The organism is Nocardia anaemiae NBRC 100462 (assembly GCF_001612725.1).
Classification (GTDB): Bacteria; Actinomycetota; Actinomycetes; order Mycobacteriales; family Mycobacteriaceae; genus Nocardia; species Nocardia anaemiae.
Genome location: NZ_BDAZ01000019.1, coordinates 41,928 through 59,566, shown reverse-complemented (window position 1 = coordinate 59,566; position 17,639 = coordinate 41,928). Strand labels below are relative to the sequence as shown.

Below are 17,639 nucleotides of genomic sequence, written 5' to 3'. Positions count from 1 at the left end.
GAGAAAAGTGGAAAGGCGGTCGGTTTGTCGCCCTAAGCCGACCTCGTCGCCCGCCCACCCAGCGGCACCCGATGTGCGATCACCCGGCGATAGGAGATGCGCCAGCCGATTGCCGTGCGCACGACCACATCGTCGTATTCGACGCTGCCGCTGGTCCCGTCGGCATAGATCCCGATCCCCTTCGACCGTACTCGAACCGCACCGTCCACCTCGGCGATGATCACATTCGTAATGTGGTGCCCGACCGGATTCCCATTGCCGAGCGCGACCGCGGCCTCCTGCAGCGCCGAAATCCCGTGTAGCTGACCGGATCCGAAATCGCTCACGTCGTAGGTGATTTCCGCGGTGAACAGCTCATCCATCCGATCGAGCTCACCCGCGTCCATCAGATGACCGTGCAGCGCGATCAGCTCGCCGATCTCGATCCGATCCTGCACCGACAATGCCATGAAGATCCTCCTGCCGCCTCACACTCCTGCCGAAGACGAAGGCATAGTCCGGTTATCCGCGAGGTTAATAGACAAGCGACTGTTCACGCGCCTGCTTTAACCCGCTATGCGGGCGCGGTGGTCCGGGCCGATGGACGGCGCGACATGATCCAGCGCAGCAAGCCGACCCATGGGGACGGGCGGGCCGGGGTGACGGGTGGGTGGCCGAGCGAGACCGCGGTTCGGTCGAGCAGCGCCTCGATCATCGCGTCGTGGATCCAGCGGATGGCCAGCGGCCACAGCAGGTAGCCGATACCGCGCAGGCGGCCGTCGATCTCGTGGCGCAGGATGCTGCGGTCCGGCGACGGGCCGTCCAGCACCTCGAGGCTGTGCGTACCGACCAGGAACGATCCCGGCGCGAGAGTGAACTCCACGCGGCGGCCCGGCACCCACTCGGTACACCGGTACCGGATGATGCCGTGTCCACCGTCGGCCCCGACTCCGAGTGGCCGGTCGAGAACAAGTGCGGGCCAGCCGGGCGGCCACACCGGACTGTTCGGCTCGGCGGCCCCGGCGAGCAACGCGCCGAGCTGGTCCGCGGGCACCGGGTACTCCCGCTGGTGGATATTTCGAACCATGACCCCAACTCCATTCGCTACCGTATGGAACACTGCCCATACGGTAGCGTATGGAAGCCGGGGCGCGAAGTAATCCGAGCCACATTCGCCCGTTATCCGGCGGACGGCTCGTACAGGACGATCGCCCATGACGATTCTCGGGACGGACGGACCGAGGTACGCCGTTCATGCGGTCCGGTCACCGGATCGTCGGCCGGAAAACCAGCGGCACGCAGGCGCGCGAGGGTCGCGTCCAGATCGCCCACTTTGACAGCGAGCGAGGGGATGTCGCGCTCATCGGCACCGGCGAGCATGACCCGGGTCGGTCCGATATCGAATTGCGCCCACCGATCACCGTCGACGAAGGTTGCCGTGGTGCCGAGTACCGCGGTGAGCAGATCTATCGCGGCAGTGAGGTTGTCGGTGGGGAATATGGTGCCGAGACGTTCGACGGTCATGGCTTCTCCAATGCTCGGCGCATTGCCGAAAAAGCTTGGTCGGCGGCTTCTTTCGCATCGGACAGGTTGTCGGCCATGCTGAAGAAGCCGTGGAATTGGCCGTCGTAGCGGATCGTGACGGTTTCGACTCCGGCATCCCGCAGCCGCCGACCGTAGGCCTCGCCCTCATCGCGAAGTGGGTCGAATTCGGCGGTGATGATGTAGGCGGGCGGCAGGCCGGACAGGTTCGTCGCGCGCGGCGGTGCGGCGTACGGGTTTTCGGCATCGGCGTCCGAGGCGAGGTATTGCTCCCAATACCAGCGCAAATGGTCGTCGGTGACGAAGTAACCGTAGGCATTCTCCCGGTAGGAGGCGGTGTCACGGGCCGGGTCGAGCATCGGGTAGATGAGCAGTTGATGGGTGATGTCCGGGCCATTGCGGTCCCGGGCCAGTAGTGCCGTGACGGCTGCCAGGTTGCCGCCGGAGCTGTCACCGGCTACCGCGATGCGAGCGGGATCGCCGCCGAACGAGGTTGCCTGGGCCGCAATCCATTTCAGGACAGTGTAGGCATCCTCGGCCGCGGCAGGGAACCTGTGTTCCGGGGCCTGCCGATAATCGACCGAGACAACGATTGCACCGACACCATTGCTCATCGCACGACACAGCTGATCGTGACTGTCGAGGTCGCAGATCACGAATCCGCCGCCATGACAGAACAGCACGACCGGCAGATCGGCACCGGACGCGACGGGCCAGTACATTCGGACCCGAACCTGCTGCGCCCCACCAGGTCCCGATACCGAACGCTCCTCGACGCGCCGCACCGGAATCGGATCGACCTCGGGCGCCGGACGCGCGGCAAGTATCCGACGCACCTCGGCGGCATCGAGTACTGCGGTGCCCAGCGCGGGAAACGCCGCCGAGGCGAGGTCGACGATCGCCTGCGCTTCGGGCTTCAGCGGCATGCCTATCCCTCGCCCGCGGCTCCGACCGGCGGCAGCGCACTCGGCGGAATGAACTGTCCCGCCGACAATCCGCCGTCGATGGCCAGTTCCGCTCCGCTGATGAACGCGGCCGCATCGGAGGCCAGGAATGCCACCAAATCCGCTACCTCCGAGGGCAATCCGACGCGACCGAGCGGTAGCGAGGGAAAGCTCCCGGGACCGGTGCTCAACCCGAGATGCCCGATCATCGGTGTCGCGATCGGCCCCGGATGCACCGAGTTGACCCGGATTCCGAGCGGACCCAACTCGAGCGCCGCCGTCTTCGTCAAACCACGCAGCGCCCATTTGGACGCGCCATAGGCGGAATGCCCCATCAGGCCCTGCAATCCGGCCTGCGAGGAGATATTCACGATGGAACCGCCCGCCGTCCGCATCGGATCCACGACGGCCTGGATGCCGAGGAACGAGCCGATCAGGTTGATGCGCAGGATGCGTTCGAGCTCGGCAGCGGAGGTTTCGACAAGCGGTTTGGCGGTGTAGATCGCCGCATTGTTCACCAGCACATCGATGCCGCCGAATTCGGTGATGGCGGTGTCGACGGCGGCGGCCCAGTCGGCCGCACTGCTGACATCGTGCGGGACGAAACGCGCTGAGTCACCGATGGATTCGGCGACGGCCTTGCCCTCGGTTGCCAGCACGTCGGTGAGTACGACGCGTGCGCCCGCCGCCGCGAACACGCGCGCTTCCTGCTCGCCCTGGCCACGCGCGGCACCGGTGATGAGGGCGACTTTGCCGGTGAGATCGGTCATCTCAAGCTCCTACGAATTCAGTTGTGCGCTCGGCGGCCCGGAAGTGTGGGATGACCTTCTCGCCCCAGTGCCGGATGGTCTCCAGACATGCCTCCTGCGGCACCGTGCCCATCTGGATCAGGCACAGGATCTCGTCGGCACCGGCCGCTTGCAGCCGCTCCACATAGGCGATGGCGTCCTCGGGGCTGCCGTACGCGTGCTCGGCGTTGAAAACCGAAGTGGCCCCGGCCTGCACCGGAATCTTCGCCTCGTGCAGATACGCCACATGCTCATCGGCGGCCTCGCGAATCTTGGCCACCTCGTCCACCGTCGGGTCGATGGCCTCGTCCGGCACCGGACCCGCGCCGTACCAGTGCTTGATGGACTGTGCGAAGAACCGCTGCCCACGCGCGCCGATCTGCTGCGCCCGCTCCCGATCGTCGAGCACGATCGTCGGGCACAGGGCCGCGAAGTGGTCGTTGACCACCGTGGAGACGAACTTCTCGCCGGTCCGCTCGGCAATGGCCGCGTCATAGGTGCGGCGCAGTTCGGCGATCTCTTCCACACCGGCGAAACCCAGTACCAGCGCGCCGATTCCGTAGTCGGCGGCCAGCTTCAGGGTGTCCTTCTTGGTGCACGCCATGAACAGTGGCGGATGCGGCAGCTGCACCGGACGCGGCAGCATCGGATGCGGATCGATATCGAGCAGCTCTCCGTGCCATTCGAATTCGCCCTCCGGATCCTGCCATGCCTTGCCGATAATGCGCAGCGACTCCTCCACTTCCTGATAGGTGCGGTCGGGATCGACACCGCACATGGAGGTTTCCTGCGGCGTGGCGCCGCGACCCGCGCCGAGATTCACCCGCCCGTTGGAGAGCACATCGAGCATGGCCGCGCGTTCGGCCGCGCGCACCGGGTGATTGAAGTTGAACGGCATGCACACCACGCCGTGACCGATCCTGATCCGCTCGGTGCGCGCGGCCACCCAGGTCAGGAAGATCTCCGGGGCGCTCATATGCGCGTACCACTTCAGGCCGTGATGTTCGACCGCCCAGACGGTGTCGAACCCCATCTGCTCGGCCAGCACCGCCTGCTCGACGCAGTCGCGCAACACCTGCCGTTCGTGATCGGCCGACGGGTCGGTCATCTGTGCCTCGAAGATCATCGAGAACTTCATGCATCGCCTCCATTTCTCAATATGCCTAGTAGAAATATTTCCGATGCTCTCGTTGAGGTCAGGTGCATGTCTCGGTGGATGGGACTATTCCGGTTCGGGCCGACCCCGCGCCCATAGCGTCGATATCGCACACGGCGTCCGAACCGACGCCGGAGAAAGGACGGACCTGACGTGGGTCGACTCGATGACAAGGTGGCGCTGATCACCGGCGCGGCGCGCGGGATGGGCGCCGAACATGTGCGCCGATTCATTGCCGAGGGTGCGCGGGTGGTGTTCGGCGATGTCCTCGATGAACAGGGCGAACAGTTGGCCGCCGAAACCGGCGCACGCTATCTGCACCACGATGTGACCAGCGAGGCCGACTGGGCGGCCGCGGTGCGGACCGCGGTGGACGAGTTCGGCGGGCTCGATGTGCTGGTCAACAATGCGGGCCTGCTGCGGTTCCAGCGCATCGCCGAGATGAGCCTGGCCGACTTCACCACGATCATGACGGTGAACGTCACCGGCACCTGGCTCGGCATCAAATCCGCCGCGCCCGCGATGACCGGCGGCGGCGCGATCGTGAATATCTCCTCGGTCGAGGGATTCGTCGGCGCGGCGGGCCTATCAGCTTATAGCGCAAGCAAATTCGCGATTCGCGGACTGACCAAATCGGCGGCACGCGAACTCGGTGCGAATGGCATCCGGGTCAACTCCATCCATCCCGGCGGTATCGCGACGCCGATGACGGCGGCGGCGGGCTCGGGTGTCGACGGCAATGCCTTCTTCGCCGGATTGCCGATCCCCCGCTGGGGACAGCCCGGCGAGGTCTCCGAGGCGGCGGTCTTCCTGGCCTCCGATGCCGCGAGCTATTGCACCGGAACCGAGGTCGTCATCGACGGCGGCATGCTCACCGGCGCCGGTTACTAGGAAAGGGAGCCTGATGTCCGAGGAATACACCTACGACGTCGTGGTCGTCGGCTCGGGTGCGGCGGGTATGACCGCCGCGCTCACCGCCGCCTACCGCGGGCTTTCGGTGGTGCTGATCGAAAAGAGCGGCAGCTTCGGCGGTTCCACCGCCCGCTCCGGCGGCGGTGTATGGATTCCGAACAATCCGGTGCTGGTGCGCGAGGGCGTGCCGGACAGTCCGGACCTGGCCCGAGTCTATCTGAAATCCGTTGTCGGCGACCGTGTTCCGCAGGCCAAGCAGGATGCCTTCCTGGACAACGGCCCGCGCATGATGACCTATCTCGGCGCACGCACCGACCACCTCCAATTCGTCTACGACCGTGGCTATTCCGACTACCATCCGGAACTGCCCGGCGGACTCGCGCAGGGCCGCAGCATCGAACCGGCGATTATCGACGGCCGCCTGCTCGGCAAGGATCTCGAGCTGATCAACCGGCCGACCATGTCCGGGCCGAAGGGAATCGCCTTCACCGTCAGCGACTTCCACGATTTGAACATGATCGCGCGGACCTGGAAAGGGAAGCGCACGGCGCTGCGGGTCGCCGCCTCGGCGGTGCTGAACCGGATTCGGGGACGGCAACCGCTGAGCCTGGGCAAGGCACTGGTGGCCCGGCTGTGGTTGGCGCTGCGCGACGCGGGTGTGCCGGTCTGGCTGAATACTCCACTCACCGAGCTGATTACCGCCGACGATGCGGTGGTTGGGGTGCGCGCCGAGCGCGATGGGGCGCCGATCGTCATCCGTGCCCGGCGCGGTGTGGTGCTCGCGGCTGGCGGCTTCGAGCACAACCTGGAAATGCGCAAACAGTTCTTCACCGCACCGGTCAGCACCGACTGGACCGTCGGCGCCACCGAAAACGTCGGCGACGGCATTCGCGCCGGTGAAAAGCTCGGTGCCGCATTGGATCTGATGGACGATGCCTGGTGGGGTCCGTCGGTGCGCAATCCGGACGGGCCGCCGTTCTTCTGCCTGGCCGAGCGATCCCAGCCCGGCGCGATCATGGTCAATGATGCGGGCGAGCGGTTCACCAATGAATCGGCCAGCTATGTCGATGTGGTGCACACCATGTACGAGCGGCATGCGACCGGTGTTGGTCATGTCCCCGCGCACTTCATCATGGACCAGCGCTTCCGCGATCGATACCTGTTCCTCGGCACCTTCCCGAAACAGGCCATTCCGCAGAAGTATTTCGATGCCGGGATCATCAAGAAGGCCGACACCCTCGCCGAACTCGCCACAGCGATCGGTATTCCGGCCGATTCCTTGATCGCAACGGTGCAGCGGTTCAACGGTTTCGCGCGCGCCGGGCGCGACGAGGATTTCCATCGCGGTGAATCCGCCTACGACCGCTACTACGGCGACCCCACCGTGCAGCCGAATCCCTGTCTGGCCCCGATCGATCATGGACCGTTCTACGCGGTCGAGATGGTGCCGGGCGATCTCGGCACCAAAGGCGGGCTGGTCACCGACGAACACTCCCGGGTGCTGCGCGAAGGCGGCGCGGCGATTTCCGGACTGTATGCGGCGGGCAACAATTCGGCCGCGGTCATGGGCAATAGTTACGCGGGCGCGGGCGCGACCATCGGACCCGCCATGGTCTTCGGCTATATCGCGGCCAATCACATCGCCGATCTCGAAATCACCGCAGGAGTATGACGTGGGAAGAGTAAGTGGCAAGACGGTCATCGTGACCGGCGGCGCGCGGGGTATGGGTGCGGCATTCGCCCGTCGGCTGGTCAGCGAGGGTGCCTCGGTGGTCGTGGCGGATGTGCTCGTCGACGAAGGTAAGGCGATGGCCGCCGAACTAGGCGACCAGGCGGCGTTCTGCACCCTCGACGTCACCGACGAATCGGCCTGGGCCGCAGTGGTCACCGAGGCGGAACGCACCTTCGGACCGGTCTCCGGGCTGGTCAATAACGCGGGCATCGTGCACGTCGACCCGATCGAGCGGCTCGCCGAGGCGGATTACCGCCGGGTGATCGATGTGAACCAGGTCGGAGTATTCCTCGGCATGAAAGCCGTCGTGCCGTCGATGCGCCGAGCGGGCGACGGCTCGATCGTCAATATTTCCTCGATCGGCGGCATCATCGCCTTCAGCAATATCCTCGGCTACGTCGCCTCCAAATGGGCGGTGCGCGGGATGACCAAGGCCGCCGCCCAGGAGTTCGGGGCCGACGGCATCCGGGTCAACTCGGTACATCCCGGCGTGGTGGCCACCGAAATGACCGCCGACTCCGATCGCTCGCACTCGATGGCGCACGACCAGCCGCTCCCCCGTGCCGCGGCGCCGGGCGAGCTGGCCGATCTCGTGCTGTTCCTCATCTCCGATGAGGCGAGTTTCTGCACGGGATCCGAATTCGTCGCCGACGGCGGCTACACCACCAAATGACCAAGGACAGCTGCTGTGAAGAACTTTGAGGACAAGGTCGTCGTCATTACCGGCGCGGGTGCGGGCATCGGCCGTGCCCTCGCGGTCGAGCTCGCGGACCGCGGCGCGCGGCTGGCATTGTCCGGGCGAAATCTGGACAATGTCGCCGAAACCGCCGCGTTGTGCGAGAAGGCGGGCGCGAACGCACGGGCCTACAAGCTGGACGTCACCGATCGTGCCGCCGTCTACGCCCATGCCGAGGAGGTCCGTTCCGACTTCGGCCCGGCCAATGTGGTGGTCAACAATGCGGGCGTCTCCCTCACCGCCAATATCGAGGAGCTGACCTGGGAGGACTTCGAGTGGATCGTCGATATCAACTTCTGGGGCGTCATGTACGGCACGAAAGCCTTTCTGCCACAGGTGATCGCCTCCGGTGACGGTCACATCGCCAACGTCTCCAGCATGTTCGGCCTCGCCGCCTGCCCCAGCCAAGCCGCCTACAACGCGACCAAATTCGGGATCCGCGGCTTCACCGACGCACTGCGCCAGGAGATGAAGATCGCGGGCCATCCGGTCGGGGTCAGCAGCGTCCACCCCGGCATGATCAAAACCGAAATCGCATGGAAGGCCCGTGCGGGTGGCGATCGTGACCGCGACGCCCTGGCCGCCAACTTCGACCGGCTGGCGAAGACCACACCCGAATCCGCGGCGAAGACCATCCTGCGCGGCATCCGAAAGGATAGGGCCAAGATTCTCATCGGCACCGATGCCCGCGTAATCGATTTGCTGCCAAGGATCTTCGGCTCGGGCTACCAGCGCATCATCACGGCGCAGATGCGCAACGAGGTGTAGACCGGTCGGCACTCTGCCGACCGGGAACCGGGCTTGACGGACCGGTTCCGACTAATTCTTCGGAAGTGGTTGCTCTAAAACTGCTGTGCTGTCAGGATATTCTCCACGCGACGACTCCGGACGCGGAGGAACTCGCCGTTGCACCGCGAATCGAGTTGTGTTTCAACTACTTCAAGGGAACACCTTGTGAAATATCGGCACCAACCACGCCCGGCGCCGTTCGGGCACGTATCGCAGTTCAGGACCAGATCCACGCAGTACACCTGCCCGTCATGGGTGCAAATCGTGCTCGCCCTCGGCAGCCTATTCGTACTGGCCGTCATCGTCGCCACGCTATATGGCACACCGAGCCCACTGGCCGAAACTCCGCGCGCTGTCACGGTTGCTACGACCAATCATGTTGCCGCGCCTGCCTTTTCCGCGCTATCTCGCTGATGGCATTCGGACCATTCCCGCATTCAGATAAATGCCCGTCAATTGACGCGCCTGTGTCCAGTGCATCGGCTATGCGGAAATGATGGGTCTCCAACTAGTTGCCGTGTCCAGATAGCTTCTGCTGCCGCGGCTTCCGTCGAACGTAGTCGAATGGTGGTCGCCCACGGCGAATTCGACCGCCATATCACTACGCTCGACGGGCTGCCGGATAGCGCAGCAAGCAATTTGGACGCGGCACTAGTTGCCACGCACGCGATGGCGGGTCCGGGGAATTGCGCAGGTGGGAGTCCGACCCAGCTCAACCCTGCGCTCAACTCGCTCCGGATGCGCGCAGCAATTTCGCGCCGAGTTCGGCGAGCATTTCCGCCATCTCGGGCGGTTCTCTGACCTCGAATTCGAGGCCGAGGTGGGCGATTCGCACGGCGGTCCATTCCAGTGAGTCGGCGGCGGTCCGGAGCAGACAGGATTGGTCGTCGATGGGCTCGATTTCCTCGGGGCGGACTCGAAAGGTTTCGATCAGTTGCGCGGCCGGAGCGTGGACGAGGAAAACGACTCGGCGCAGCGGTCGGGACTGCGCCAGGGACTGGGTGACGAAGGCGGCCGCGTCTTCAGTAGGTAATTGTCTCGAGGCACTGCGTACTCCGATCGGTTGCGGAGAATCGATGCGGTCCACCCGGAAGGTGCGCCAGTCGGTGCGGTCGAGATCCCAGGCGACCAGGTACCAGCGGCGACCCGCCGAGACAAGGCTGTGCGGTTCGGTCAGTCGGCGGGTCTCGGCATCGCCCTTATCGCGGTAGTGGAAGCGGATGCGTTCCCGGTCGCGGCAGGCGGCGGCCAGGACGACCAGGGTTTCCGGGTCGACCATCGGTCCGGCGGCCGGACCGCCCAGCGATACCGTCGCCGACCGCACCGCTTCGACTCGGCGGCGCAGTCGGCCGGGCAATACCTGTTGCAGCTTGACCAGCGCGCGTGCCGATGACTCATCGATACCCTCGACCGCGCCCAGCGCCGCATTGCGCAGCCCGAGCGTGATCGCGACGGCCTCTTCGTCGTCGAGCAGCAGCGGCGGCAGTGCCGTCCCGGCCTCCAGGCGGTAACCGCCGATCGAACCGAGACTGGCACGCACCGGATACTCCAGCTCCCGCAGCCGCTCGATATCGCGGCGCACCGTTCGGACCGTCACGCCGAGGCGTTCGGCCAGCTCCGGGCCGGTCCATTCGCGGCGGGTCTGCAACAGGGACAGCAGTTGCAGCAGGCGGGCGGCGGTTTCGGTCACAGCCCCCAGTATCCGCCGCAATGAGGACCGATTCTGACCTCATTGCCACCTACCGTGGCGATGGTGAACGCAGACCGAGACACCATCCAGATCATCGGGGCCCGCGCGAACAACCTGCGCAATGTCTCCCTGGCCATCCCCAAAGGCAAGATCGTCGTCTTCACCGGCGTATCCGGATCGGGCAAATCGTCGGTGGTCTTCGGCACCGTGGCCGTCGAATCGCAGCGTCAGCTCAATGAGACCTTCACCTGGTTCATCCGCAACCGACTGCCCAAATACGAGCGACCCGAGGCCGATGTGATCGACAATCTGGCCCCAGCGGTGGTGGTCGACCAGAAGCCCATCGGCGGGAATTCCCGCTCCACCGTCGGCACCATGACCGATATCCAGTCCATTATTCGAGTGCTGTTCTCCCGGCATGGCGACCCGAGTGCGGGTGAGGCGACCCGCTATTCGTTCAACGACCCGTTGGGCATGTGTGCGGAGTGCGGCGGGCTCGGCCGAGTCGTGCGGCCGGATCTGGACAAGCTGGTCGACACCTCGAAATCGCTCAACGAGGGCGCCATCAACTTTCCACCGTTCGCGGTGGGCACATTTCAGTGGCAGATCTACGCGGAGTCCGGACTGTTCGACCCGGACAAGCCCTTACGCGACTTCACCCAGGATGAATGGCAGTTGTTCCTGCGCGGCAAGGGTTTCCGGGTACCGCGCCCGAACAAGACCGGTTCGATGGGTAGCAACGCCTACGAGGGCCTGCTGGAGCGCTTCGACCGGCTCTACATCAAACGCGACCTCGGCGCGCTGAGCGACAAGATTCGCGCGGCGGCGATGGAAATCGTTCATGCCCGGACGTGTCCGGAATGCGGTGGCGCACGGTTGAATTCCGCCGCGCTGGCGAGCCGGATCAACGGACTCGGCATCGCCGACTTCGGCCGCATGGAGGTGTCGGATCTCATCGAGGTGCTCGGCGAGCTCGATGAAACCGCCGCCGCCCAGATCGCCGATGCCGCCATCGCCCGGTTGCGCCGGATCGAAGAGGTCGGGCTCGGCTACCTCGCACTGGATCGCGAGACAGCCACACTTTCCGGTGGAGAAGCGCAGCGACTCAAGGTCGTTCGGCATCTCGGTTCCAGTCTCACCGGGATGACCTATATCTTCGACGAACCCAGCGTCGGCATGCATCCGCGCGATATCGGTCGTTTGAACAACCTGCTGATCCAGTTGCGCGACAAGGGCAATACAGTGCTGGTGGTCGAGCACTCCCCCGATGTCATCGCGGTCGCGGACCACATCGTGGATATGGGGCCGGGTGCGGGCGGGCACGGCGGTCAAGTCGTCTTCCAGGGCACCGTCGAAAAGTTGCGCACGTCCGGCACGTCGACCGGTGAGCGGCTACGGCGGGTGCAACCGGTCAAAACCGCGAGCCGCACCCCGACCGGCTGGCTCACCGTCACCGGCGCCGATTCGTACAACCTGAAGAATCTGACCGCGCGGTTTCCCACCGGCGTGCTCACCGCGGTCACGGGTGTGGCGGGTTCGGGCAAGAGCACGTTGGTATCGGGCGCATTCGCGCGCACCTACCCGCGGACGATCGCGGTGGACCAGTCCGCCATCGCGGCCTCCCGACGCTCGAGCCCCGCAACCTATATCGGCATCATGGACCCGATGCGGCAGGTTTTCGCCAAGGAGCACGGCGTCAAGCCGGGGCTGTTCAGCTTCAATTCCGACGGCGCCTGCGCCGAATGCGGCGGTGCGGGAGTCATTTTCACCGATCTGGCGTATATGGATCCGATCACCACTGTGTGCCAGAGCTGTCACGGACGCCGCTACCGTGCCGAGGTGCTGGGCTACACCGTGCGCGGTGCGTCGATCGCCGATGTGTTGGATATGACCGCGGAGCAGGCGTTGGATTTCTGGAATGGCCAGGCGGGCAGCAAGATTCGGACTCCGCTGCGGGCATTGAACGAGGTCGGTCTCGGCTATCTGTCGCTCGGCCGGTCGCTGAGTTCACTGTCCGGTGGTGAACGTCAACGCATCAAGCTCGCCGATCACCTGCACCGCAGCGGCGGCATCTATGTACTCGACGAGCCGACCACCGGACTGCACATGGCCGACGTCGATGCCCTGGTCGCCCTGCTGGACCGGCTGGTCGACGCGGGCAATACGGTCATCGTCATCGAACACGATCTCGAGGTCGTCAAACGAGCCGACTGGGTGATCGATCTCGGACCGGACGGCGGCAAGCACGGCGGCGAAATCGTCTTCACCGGAACACCTTCGGCGTTATTACATGATCAGCGCTCCATCACCGCCGACTATCTGCGGCGCAGCGTCGGATGACGCCCGGCCACGCCCCCTCGACGCGACCCCTCGGACCAGATTTCGATACGACAACCGCATCCAGAGCTTGCCGACACCCGCACCGGACAGACGCGGCATGACAACCGAACGACCCGTCGTCAGCAATAGCAGGTCGGCGATGCGACCACGTACCTCGTCTCCGGCGCCGACCGCCCAGTCGGTGTCGGTCGCGACGAGCCGAAATCCCGCCAGCCGGTGCTTCGCCCAGAATGGCCACCCCATGGTCCAGACCCGAGTGGCTGCCGTCGCCGCGGCTTCGATGGGGAGCTCGATCTGTCTGCCGGTCGGGATCGCGATGTCCTGACCGTGCACCATGATGTCGTAGAGGATATTGCGATAGTTGGTGACCACCGGCAACTTTCGCGATGCCGCATGCGCGCGGATCTCGGCCGCGAGATCATGTCCCGCATCGGCATAGCGAGCGGACACATCGTGATTCAGCCGATGGAACCGCCCGCGCGCCCGCAGGCCTTCGCGAAGCATATCCAGCGGTCCTGGCGGCTGCGACGCCAACGCGATGTGCGCGGCCACATCCCGAATTCGCCAGCCCGCACACAGCGATGGCAGCTCCCACTCGCTCGGCGTGAGGTCGTCGAGCACGTCGGCGACGGCATGTCGTTGCTGCTCGATGACCCGCCACTGCGCATCCCGGTCCATATCGGCCTCCGATGTATTTGGTCAGCTTCTCTGACTACTATAGTCAGCGAAGCTGATCAACTCAAGGTCGGACTGCTCAGGCCATGCGGTCGCGACTGGTTCGGTAGCGCCCCGGAGTGGTGCCGATGATGGTGGTGAAGGCTGCGATGAAGCCGCTGGGATTCGCCCATCCGCAGGCATGGGCGACCTGGGTGGTGTCGTGGCCGTCGGCGAGCAGCACGAGTGCGTGATAGATGCGTAGTTGGGTGCGCCACTGATAGAAGGTCATGCCGAGTTCGTTGTGGAACAGTCGGCTGAGCGTGCGGGCGCTGGCGCCGATCTGCTGCCCGAGTTCGGCAAGTGAGCTGTTGTCCGCGGGCTGGTGGTAGAGCAGCCGCGCGATCGCTTGCAACCGATCGTCATGTGGTTCGGGCAGTTGCAAAGGCTGCTCGCGTGCTTCGCGGAGCTCGTCGACGAGGACCCGGCGCAGGCGTGCGAGCGCGGCGCGATCGAATTCGCGTGGGCCCGTGAGGGTCAGCAGGATTTCTCGGGCGAGGCCGGAGACCATGAACACCGTGGGTTGCTCCGGTGCGAGCCGGGCCAGGGATGCCGGTAGGAACAGGATCCGCATATCGGTGTGGCTGTGTGCCCGGTGGTAGTGCGTGAATCCGGCGGGAGTCCATGCGACCCGATTGGCTGGAACGATCGACGTGCCGCGTTCGGTGTGCACCGACAGGACGCCACGGGCCGCGTACACCAGATGGCCACGTGGATGGGAATGCACTGTGCTTGTTCCCCCGGACGGCCAGAGATGCACTCCTCCGGACGGCCATAGACGTGACGTCCGATCGGGCTGGGAAGTTTGGCGGCCAACGGGCATATGTTGGCATTCTATCGGTAGCCAGCCACACGGCCTTCCCGCGACAGTGAACGCATGCATGATCTGCACTCAGCCGATATCGGCGGCACGATGTCCCGGACAAACTCACCCGTCGAGGTGAGTACGACAATGCGAGCGGCGGTCTGTGTCGGGCCCGGTGGCCCGGAGGTACTGAAGTTCCGTGAGCTACCGATACCAGCGGTTCGGGCGGGCTGGAGCCTCGTGCGGGTGCACGGCGCGGGCTTGAACCGATCGGAACTGAGGACCCGTCAAGGGCATTCCCCGAACGTGCGGTTCCCGCGTGTGCTCGGCATCGAATGCGTCGGAATCGTGGCAGCCTCAACGGATCCCACGCTGCCGGAAGGGACGACCGTCGCGGCGGTGATGGGTGAGATGGGCCGGGAGTTCGACGGCGGCTACGCGGAGTATGCGTTATTGCCGAATTCGCTGCTCATGCCGGTCACCACCACGTTGCCGTGGGACGTACTTGCCGCGCTGCCCGAGACCTACTTGACCGCACAGGGCTCGCTGGACGCATTAGGCGTCGTGCCGGGTGGTCGGGGGCGGCTGCTGATCCGTGGCGGGACCTCGTCGGTGGGGATGGCGGCCGCGTCGATCGCCTCCGGCTACGGCATCGAGACCGCGGCCACGACCCGGCGGCAAGACAAGATCGACGCATTGACCGCGGCTGGCGTCGACCACGTCCTGCTCGACACCGGTGAATCGCTGACGGCGCGCGTGCAGGCGGTATGGCCCGAGGGTCCGGACTATGTATTGGATCTTGTCGGGACGAGCACGGTGGTGAACTCGCTACACCTGGTCCGTCGTGGTGGAACGGTGTGTGTATCGGGCTCGCTCAGCGGCTGGCTGATTCCGGACTTCGAACCGATAGCGATGATCCCCTCCGGAACCAAACTCACGGCCTTCCACAGCGACGATTTCAAGGGCAGCGCGGGCACGACCGTATTGCAGCGCGTCATCGACCAGGTCGAGGCGGGCGTCTATCGACCCAATATCGACCGTGTCTTCGGCCTCGACGACATTGTCGCGGCCCACCGCCACATGGAAAACAACCGAGCCGCCGGAAAGGTTGTCGTGCTGCCATGACCACTCGGCGCATCCTGCTGACCGAGACGTCCAGTACGCCGGAACCGAGCGGGACGGCAGGCTGAAATCGGGCTGCCCGCGGTGTGCGCTGCGGGGTTGCGCCATTGCCAGGGCGTTCGGGCCAGCAGCCCGATGATCTGCCCCTGACATGCGCCGGGTGCGTGATGGCTGTCGATGACCGAAGGAGTGTTATGACGATCGGAGTGGAGCCGGTGCGGCGACCGGGGGCCGCCTTCGGGACGGCCGGTGCCGGTGGTTCGGTCGTTGTGGAACTCGATGGGGCGTGCGGACTTTCGCGGGAGCGGATCGGCGGCAAGGCGTGGAGCGTCGATCATATGCGGAGGTTGGGGTTGCCGGTGCCGCCCGCATTCGTGCTGACGACCCAGGCCTGGGCGGAATTCGGGATCAACGGTGGGGCGCTCGACGCGGAGATCTGGGCGCGGGTCCGCGACGGCATCGCCGCGTTGGAGCGCGGCACGGGGCGACGGTTCGGGGGCGCCGAGCGTCCATTGCTGGTGTCGGTGCGGTCCGGTGCCGCGGTGAGCATGCCGGGGATGATGGATACCGTCCTGAATCTGGGCATGAACGATTCGGTCGAGCGGGCGCTGACCGCCGATACGCGAAATCCGGGATACGCCAGTGATACTCGGCGTCGGTTCGTCACCCAGTATCGGGAGATCGTGCTGGGTGATCCGAATGGCGTTGTGCCGCAGGATCCATGGGAGCAGTTGCGTGGCGCGATCACCGCGGTATTTCGTTCATGGGATTCCGCACGAGCCAAGACCTATCGGCGTACCCGGGGCGTTTCCGATGCGCTCGGCACGGCGGTCACGGTGCAGGCCATGGTGTTCGGCAATCTCGACGCGCTCTCGGGGACCGGCGTGCTGTTCAGCCGGAATCCGAACACCGGCGACCGTGCGGTCTTCGGCGAATGGCTGGTCGGCGGGCAGGGCGAGGACGTCGTCTCGGGACGCACCACCCCGCGCCCACTCGACGAACTCGCGGTGACACTGCCGGACGTGCACCGGCGATTGCTCGACGCCGCCGAACTGCTCGAGCGCGATGGCCGCGATATCCAGGACATCGAGTTCACCGTCGAATCCGGCCGCCTGTGGCTATTGCAGGCGCGACCGGCGAAACGCTCTGCGCGTGCGGCGGTTCGCGCCGCCGTGGCCATGGTCGACGAGGGGCTGATCGACCAGAACGAGGCACTGCGCCGGATCGCGGCCGACCAAGTGCGCACAGTCCTGCTGCCCGCATCGGGCGACCACACCGGGCGGCAGCCCTTGGCCCGGGGCGAATCCGCGTGTCCTGGACTCGCCTCCGGCATTGTGGTCACCGATCCCGACGAGGCCGAAACCCGTTCGGCCGCAGGGGAGCAGGTGATCCTGGCACGCCCGACTACCAGCCCGGACGATCTGCACGGAATGATCGCGGCGCAGGCCATCGTCACCGAACTCGGCGGGGCCACCTCGCATGCCGCGCTGGTCAGCCGGGAGCTGGGCCGTCCGTGCGTAGTCGGCTGCGGCCCCGGCATTGTCGAGGCATTGGTGGGTCATGTCGTCACCGTCGATGGCGGAGCGGGCACCGTATGGCCGGGACAAGTGAGCGGAAAGGCGGTGGATGCCTCGGTAATAGAAGATGTCGAGCGACTCGCACAATGGGCAGGGGTCGAATCGGGCGAGCTGCCCGCGTTCCTGTCGACACCGGACGAAGATCGCTCCGCGGCAGATACGGAAAATTCGCCGATGGCCCGAGAAGCCAACGGCAACAATGTTTCCGAACTCGCCGTCCTTCGCCTGATCGGCATCAAGGGTCGAGTACAACCGGAGGCCATCGCAGCCAGCCTCCCGATCGCCGAGGCCGAAGCCGCCTCGCGCACCGCTGATTTCGTGACGCGCGGGCTATGCGCCAGCACACCCGTCGGCGTCCGCCTGACCCCGCAGGGCCGCGAACAACTCGCCCAATTTCTCGAACACGAGCGCGCCGATCTCGACCGGAGCGCGCTCGCTGCGGCCTACGATGAATTCTGCGAGTTCAACGCCGAGCTGAAGGCAGTCATCACGGCCTGGCAGATGAAGGACGCGAGCACGGTGAACGATCATTCCGACAACGTCTATGACGCAGCGGTTTTGGCACGATTGACCGCACTGCACGCTGGCGTAACTCCCCTCGTCGAACGCATCGGCACTATCGCGCCGCGCCTCGCGCCCTACACCGACCGTTTGGCCCGCGCCGTCGAGCGGATGAACGGCGGCGACCACAGCTGGGTGGCTCGGCCGGTCATGGACAGCTATCACACGGTGTGGTTCGAGTTGCACGAGGACCTCATCGGGCTGTGCGGGCTCAGCCGCGCCGACGAGGCCGCCGCGGGCCGGGCCCACTAG

General features: G+C 65.5%; 16 protein-coding genes. 7 read left to right on the top strand and 9 right to left on the bottom strand.

What is annotated here, in order from left to right:
* Positions 1-32: 32 nt before the first annotated feature.
* The 6 genes from NA5_RS13490 to NA5_RS13465 all read right to left on the bottom strand — a co-directional run bounded on the left by NA5_RS13490 (position 33) and on the right by NA5_RS13465 (position 4,391).
* Positions 33-449, bottom strand: coding sequence for a nuclear transport factor 2 family protein (locus NA5_RS13490; protein WP_062985599.1), 417 nt, complete (start codon positions 447-449; stop codon positions 33-35).
* A 104-nt stretch (positions 450-553) separates the two neighbouring features.
* Positions 554-1,066 carry a hypothetical protein gene (locus NA5_RS13485; RefSeq protein WP_063813353.1) on the bottom strand — a complete coding sequence of 171 codons (513 nt, stop codon included), beginning with the start codon at positions 1,064-1,066 and terminating at the stop codon, positions 554-556.
* Positions 1,067-1,158: 92 nt separating this feature from the next.
* The gene (locus NA5_RS13480; RefSeq protein WP_062985597.1) at positions 1,159-1,503 is read right to left on the bottom strand and encodes a VOC family protein; all 345 of its coding nucleotides are present in this window, start codon (positions 1,501-1,503) and stop codon (positions 1,159-1,161) included.
* Positions 1,500-2,447: a LipP1 family hormone-sensitive lipase gene (gene lipP1 / locus NA5_RS13475; RefSeq protein ID WP_062985595.1), complete on the bottom strand. Its 948-nt coding sequence runs from the start codon at positions 2,445-2,447 to the stop codon at positions 1,500-1,502. The genes NA5_RS13480 and lipP1 overlap by 4 nt, the downstream gene beginning before the upstream one ends.
* 2 nt (positions 2,448-2,449) lie before the next feature.
* Positions 2,450-3,235 carry a glucose 1-dehydrogenase gene (locus tag NA5_RS13470; protein WP_062985593.1) on the bottom strand — a complete coding sequence of 262 codons (786 nt, stop codon included), beginning with the start codon at positions 3,233-3,235 and terminating at the stop codon, positions 2,450-2,452.
* A gap of 1 nt (position 3,236) precedes the next feature.
* Positions 3,237-4,391 (bottom strand): LLM class flavin-dependent oxidoreductase, encoded by a 1,155-nt coding sequence (locus NA5_RS13465; protein WP_062985591.1) that lies wholly within the window; start codon positions 4,389-4,391, stop codon positions 3,237-3,239.
* 171 nt (positions 4,392-4,562) lie between these two features.
* On the opposite strand from NA5_RS13465, the gene NA5_RS13460 reads away from it, so the two are divergent.
* The 4 genes from NA5_RS13460 to NA5_RS13445 are packed head-to-tail and all read left to right on the top strand — an operon-like array spanning position 4,563 to position 8,557.
* Positions 4,563-5,300: a glucose 1-dehydrogenase gene (locus NA5_RS13460; RefSeq protein ID WP_062985588.1), complete on the top strand. Its 738-nt coding sequence runs from the start codon at positions 4,563-4,565 to the stop codon at positions 5,298-5,300.
* Between the two features lie 13 nt (positions 5,301-5,313).
* Positions 5,314-6,993, top strand: coding sequence for a 3-oxosteroid 1-dehydrogenase (kstD, locus tag NA5_RS13455; RefSeq protein WP_062985586.1), 1,680 nt, complete (start codon positions 5,314-5,316; stop codon positions 6,991-6,993).
* 1 nt (position 6,994) lies between these two features.
* Positions 6,995-7,726: a glucose 1-dehydrogenase gene (locus NA5_RS13450; protein WP_062985584.1), complete on the top strand. Its 732-nt coding sequence runs from the start codon at positions 6,995-6,997 to the stop codon at positions 7,724-7,726.
* A gap of 15 nt (positions 7,727-7,741) precedes the next feature.
* The gene (locus NA5_RS13445; RefSeq protein ID WP_062985582.1) at positions 7,742-8,557 is read left to right on the top strand and encodes an SDR family NAD(P)-dependent oxidoreductase; all 816 of its coding nucleotides are present in this window, start codon (positions 7,742-7,744) and stop codon (positions 8,555-8,557) included.
* A gap of 745 nt (positions 8,558-9,302) precedes the next feature.
* Here the strand turns inward: NA5_RS13445 and NA5_RS13440 are convergent.
* Positions 9,303-10,268: a helix-turn-helix transcriptional regulator gene (locus NA5_RS13440; RefSeq protein ID WP_062985580.1), complete on the bottom strand. Its 966-nt coding sequence runs from the start codon at positions 10,266-10,268 to the stop codon at positions 9,303-9,305.
* Positions 10,269-10,328: 60 nt separating this feature from the next.
* On the opposite strand from NA5_RS13440, the gene NA5_RS13435 reads away from it, so the two are divergent.
* Positions 10,329-12,608 (top strand): ATP-binding cassette domain-containing protein, encoded by a 2,280-nt coding sequence (locus NA5_RS13435; protein ID WP_062985748.1) that lies wholly within the window; start codon positions 10,329-10,331, stop codon positions 12,606-12,608.
* Here NA5_RS13435 and NA5_RS13430 read toward each other — a convergent pair.
* Positions 12,555-13,286, bottom strand: a complete 732-nt coding sequence (locus NA5_RS13430; RefSeq protein WP_063813352.1) for a maleylpyruvate isomerase family mycothiol-dependent enzyme — start codon at positions 13,284-13,286, stop codon at positions 12,555-12,557. The two genes, NA5_RS13435 and NA5_RS13430, sit on opposite strands and share 54 nt — an antisense overlap.
* 76 nt (positions 13,287-13,362) lie before the next feature.
* A complete protein-coding gene (locus tag NA5_RS13425; protein ID WP_218020091.1) occupies positions 13,363-14,049 on the bottom strand; it encodes an AraC family transcriptional regulator in 687 nt (228 codons plus the stop codon).
* 150 nt (positions 14,050-14,199) lie between these two features.
* Here NA5_RS13425 and NA5_RS13420 point away from each other — a divergent pair, with 150 nt between their 5' ends.
* Together NA5_RS13420 and NA5_RS13415 are read left to right on the top strand one after the other, a co-directional pair.
* Positions 14,200-15,252 (top strand): zinc-binding dehydrogenase, encoded by a 1,053-nt coding sequence (locus NA5_RS13420; protein ID WP_218020090.1) that lies wholly within the window; start codon positions 14,200-14,202, stop codon positions 15,250-15,252.
* A 191-nt stretch (positions 15,253-15,443) separates the two neighbouring features.
* Positions 15,444-17,639: a pyruvate, phosphate dikinase gene (locus tag NA5_RS13415; RefSeq protein ID WP_063813350.1), complete on the top strand. Its 2,196-nt coding sequence runs from the start codon at positions 15,444-15,446 to the stop codon at positions 17,637-17,639.

Coding starts and splice junctions, on each gene's coding strand:
- NA5_RS13490 (WP_062985599.1), bottom strand. CDS start 449: ATGGCATTGTCGGTGCAGGATCGGATCGAGATCGGCGAGCTGATCGCG.
- NA5_RS13485 (WP_063813353.1), bottom strand. CDS start 1,066: ATGGTTCGAAATATCCACCAGCGGGAGTACCCGGTGCCCGCGGACCAG.
- NA5_RS13480 (WP_062985597.1), bottom strand. CDS start 1,503: ATGACCGTCGAACGTCTCGGCACCATATTCCCCACCGACAACCTCACT.
- lipP1 (WP_062985595.1), bottom strand. CDS start 2,447: ATGCCGCTGAAGCCCGAAGCGCAGGCGATCGTCGACCTCGCCTCGGCG.
- NA5_RS13470 (WP_062985593.1), bottom strand. CDS start 3,235: ATGACCGATCTCACCGGCAAAGTCGCCCTCATCACCGGTGCCGCGCGT.
- NA5_RS13465 (WP_062985591.1), bottom strand. CDS start 4,391: ATGAAGTTCTCGATGATCTTCGAGGCACAGATGACCGACCCGTCGGCC.
- kstD (WP_062985586.1), top strand. CDS start 5,314: ATGTCCGAGGAATACACCTACGACGTCGTGGTCGTCGGCTCGGGTGCG.
- NA5_RS13435 (WP_062985748.1), top strand. CDS start 10,329: ATGGTGAACGCAGACCGAGACACCATCCAGATCATCGGGGCCCGCGCG.
- NA5_RS13430 (WP_063813352.1), bottom strand. CDS start 13,286: ATGGACCGGGATGCGCAGTGGCGGGTCATCGAGCAGCAACGACATGCC.
- NA5_RS13420 (WP_218020090.1), top strand. CDS start 14,200: ATGCATGATCTGCACTCAGCCGATATCGGCGGCACGATGTCCCGGACA.
- NA5_RS13415 (WP_063813350.1), top strand. CDS start 15,444: ATGACGATCGGAGTGGAGCCGGTGCGGCGACCGGGGGCCGCCTTCGGG.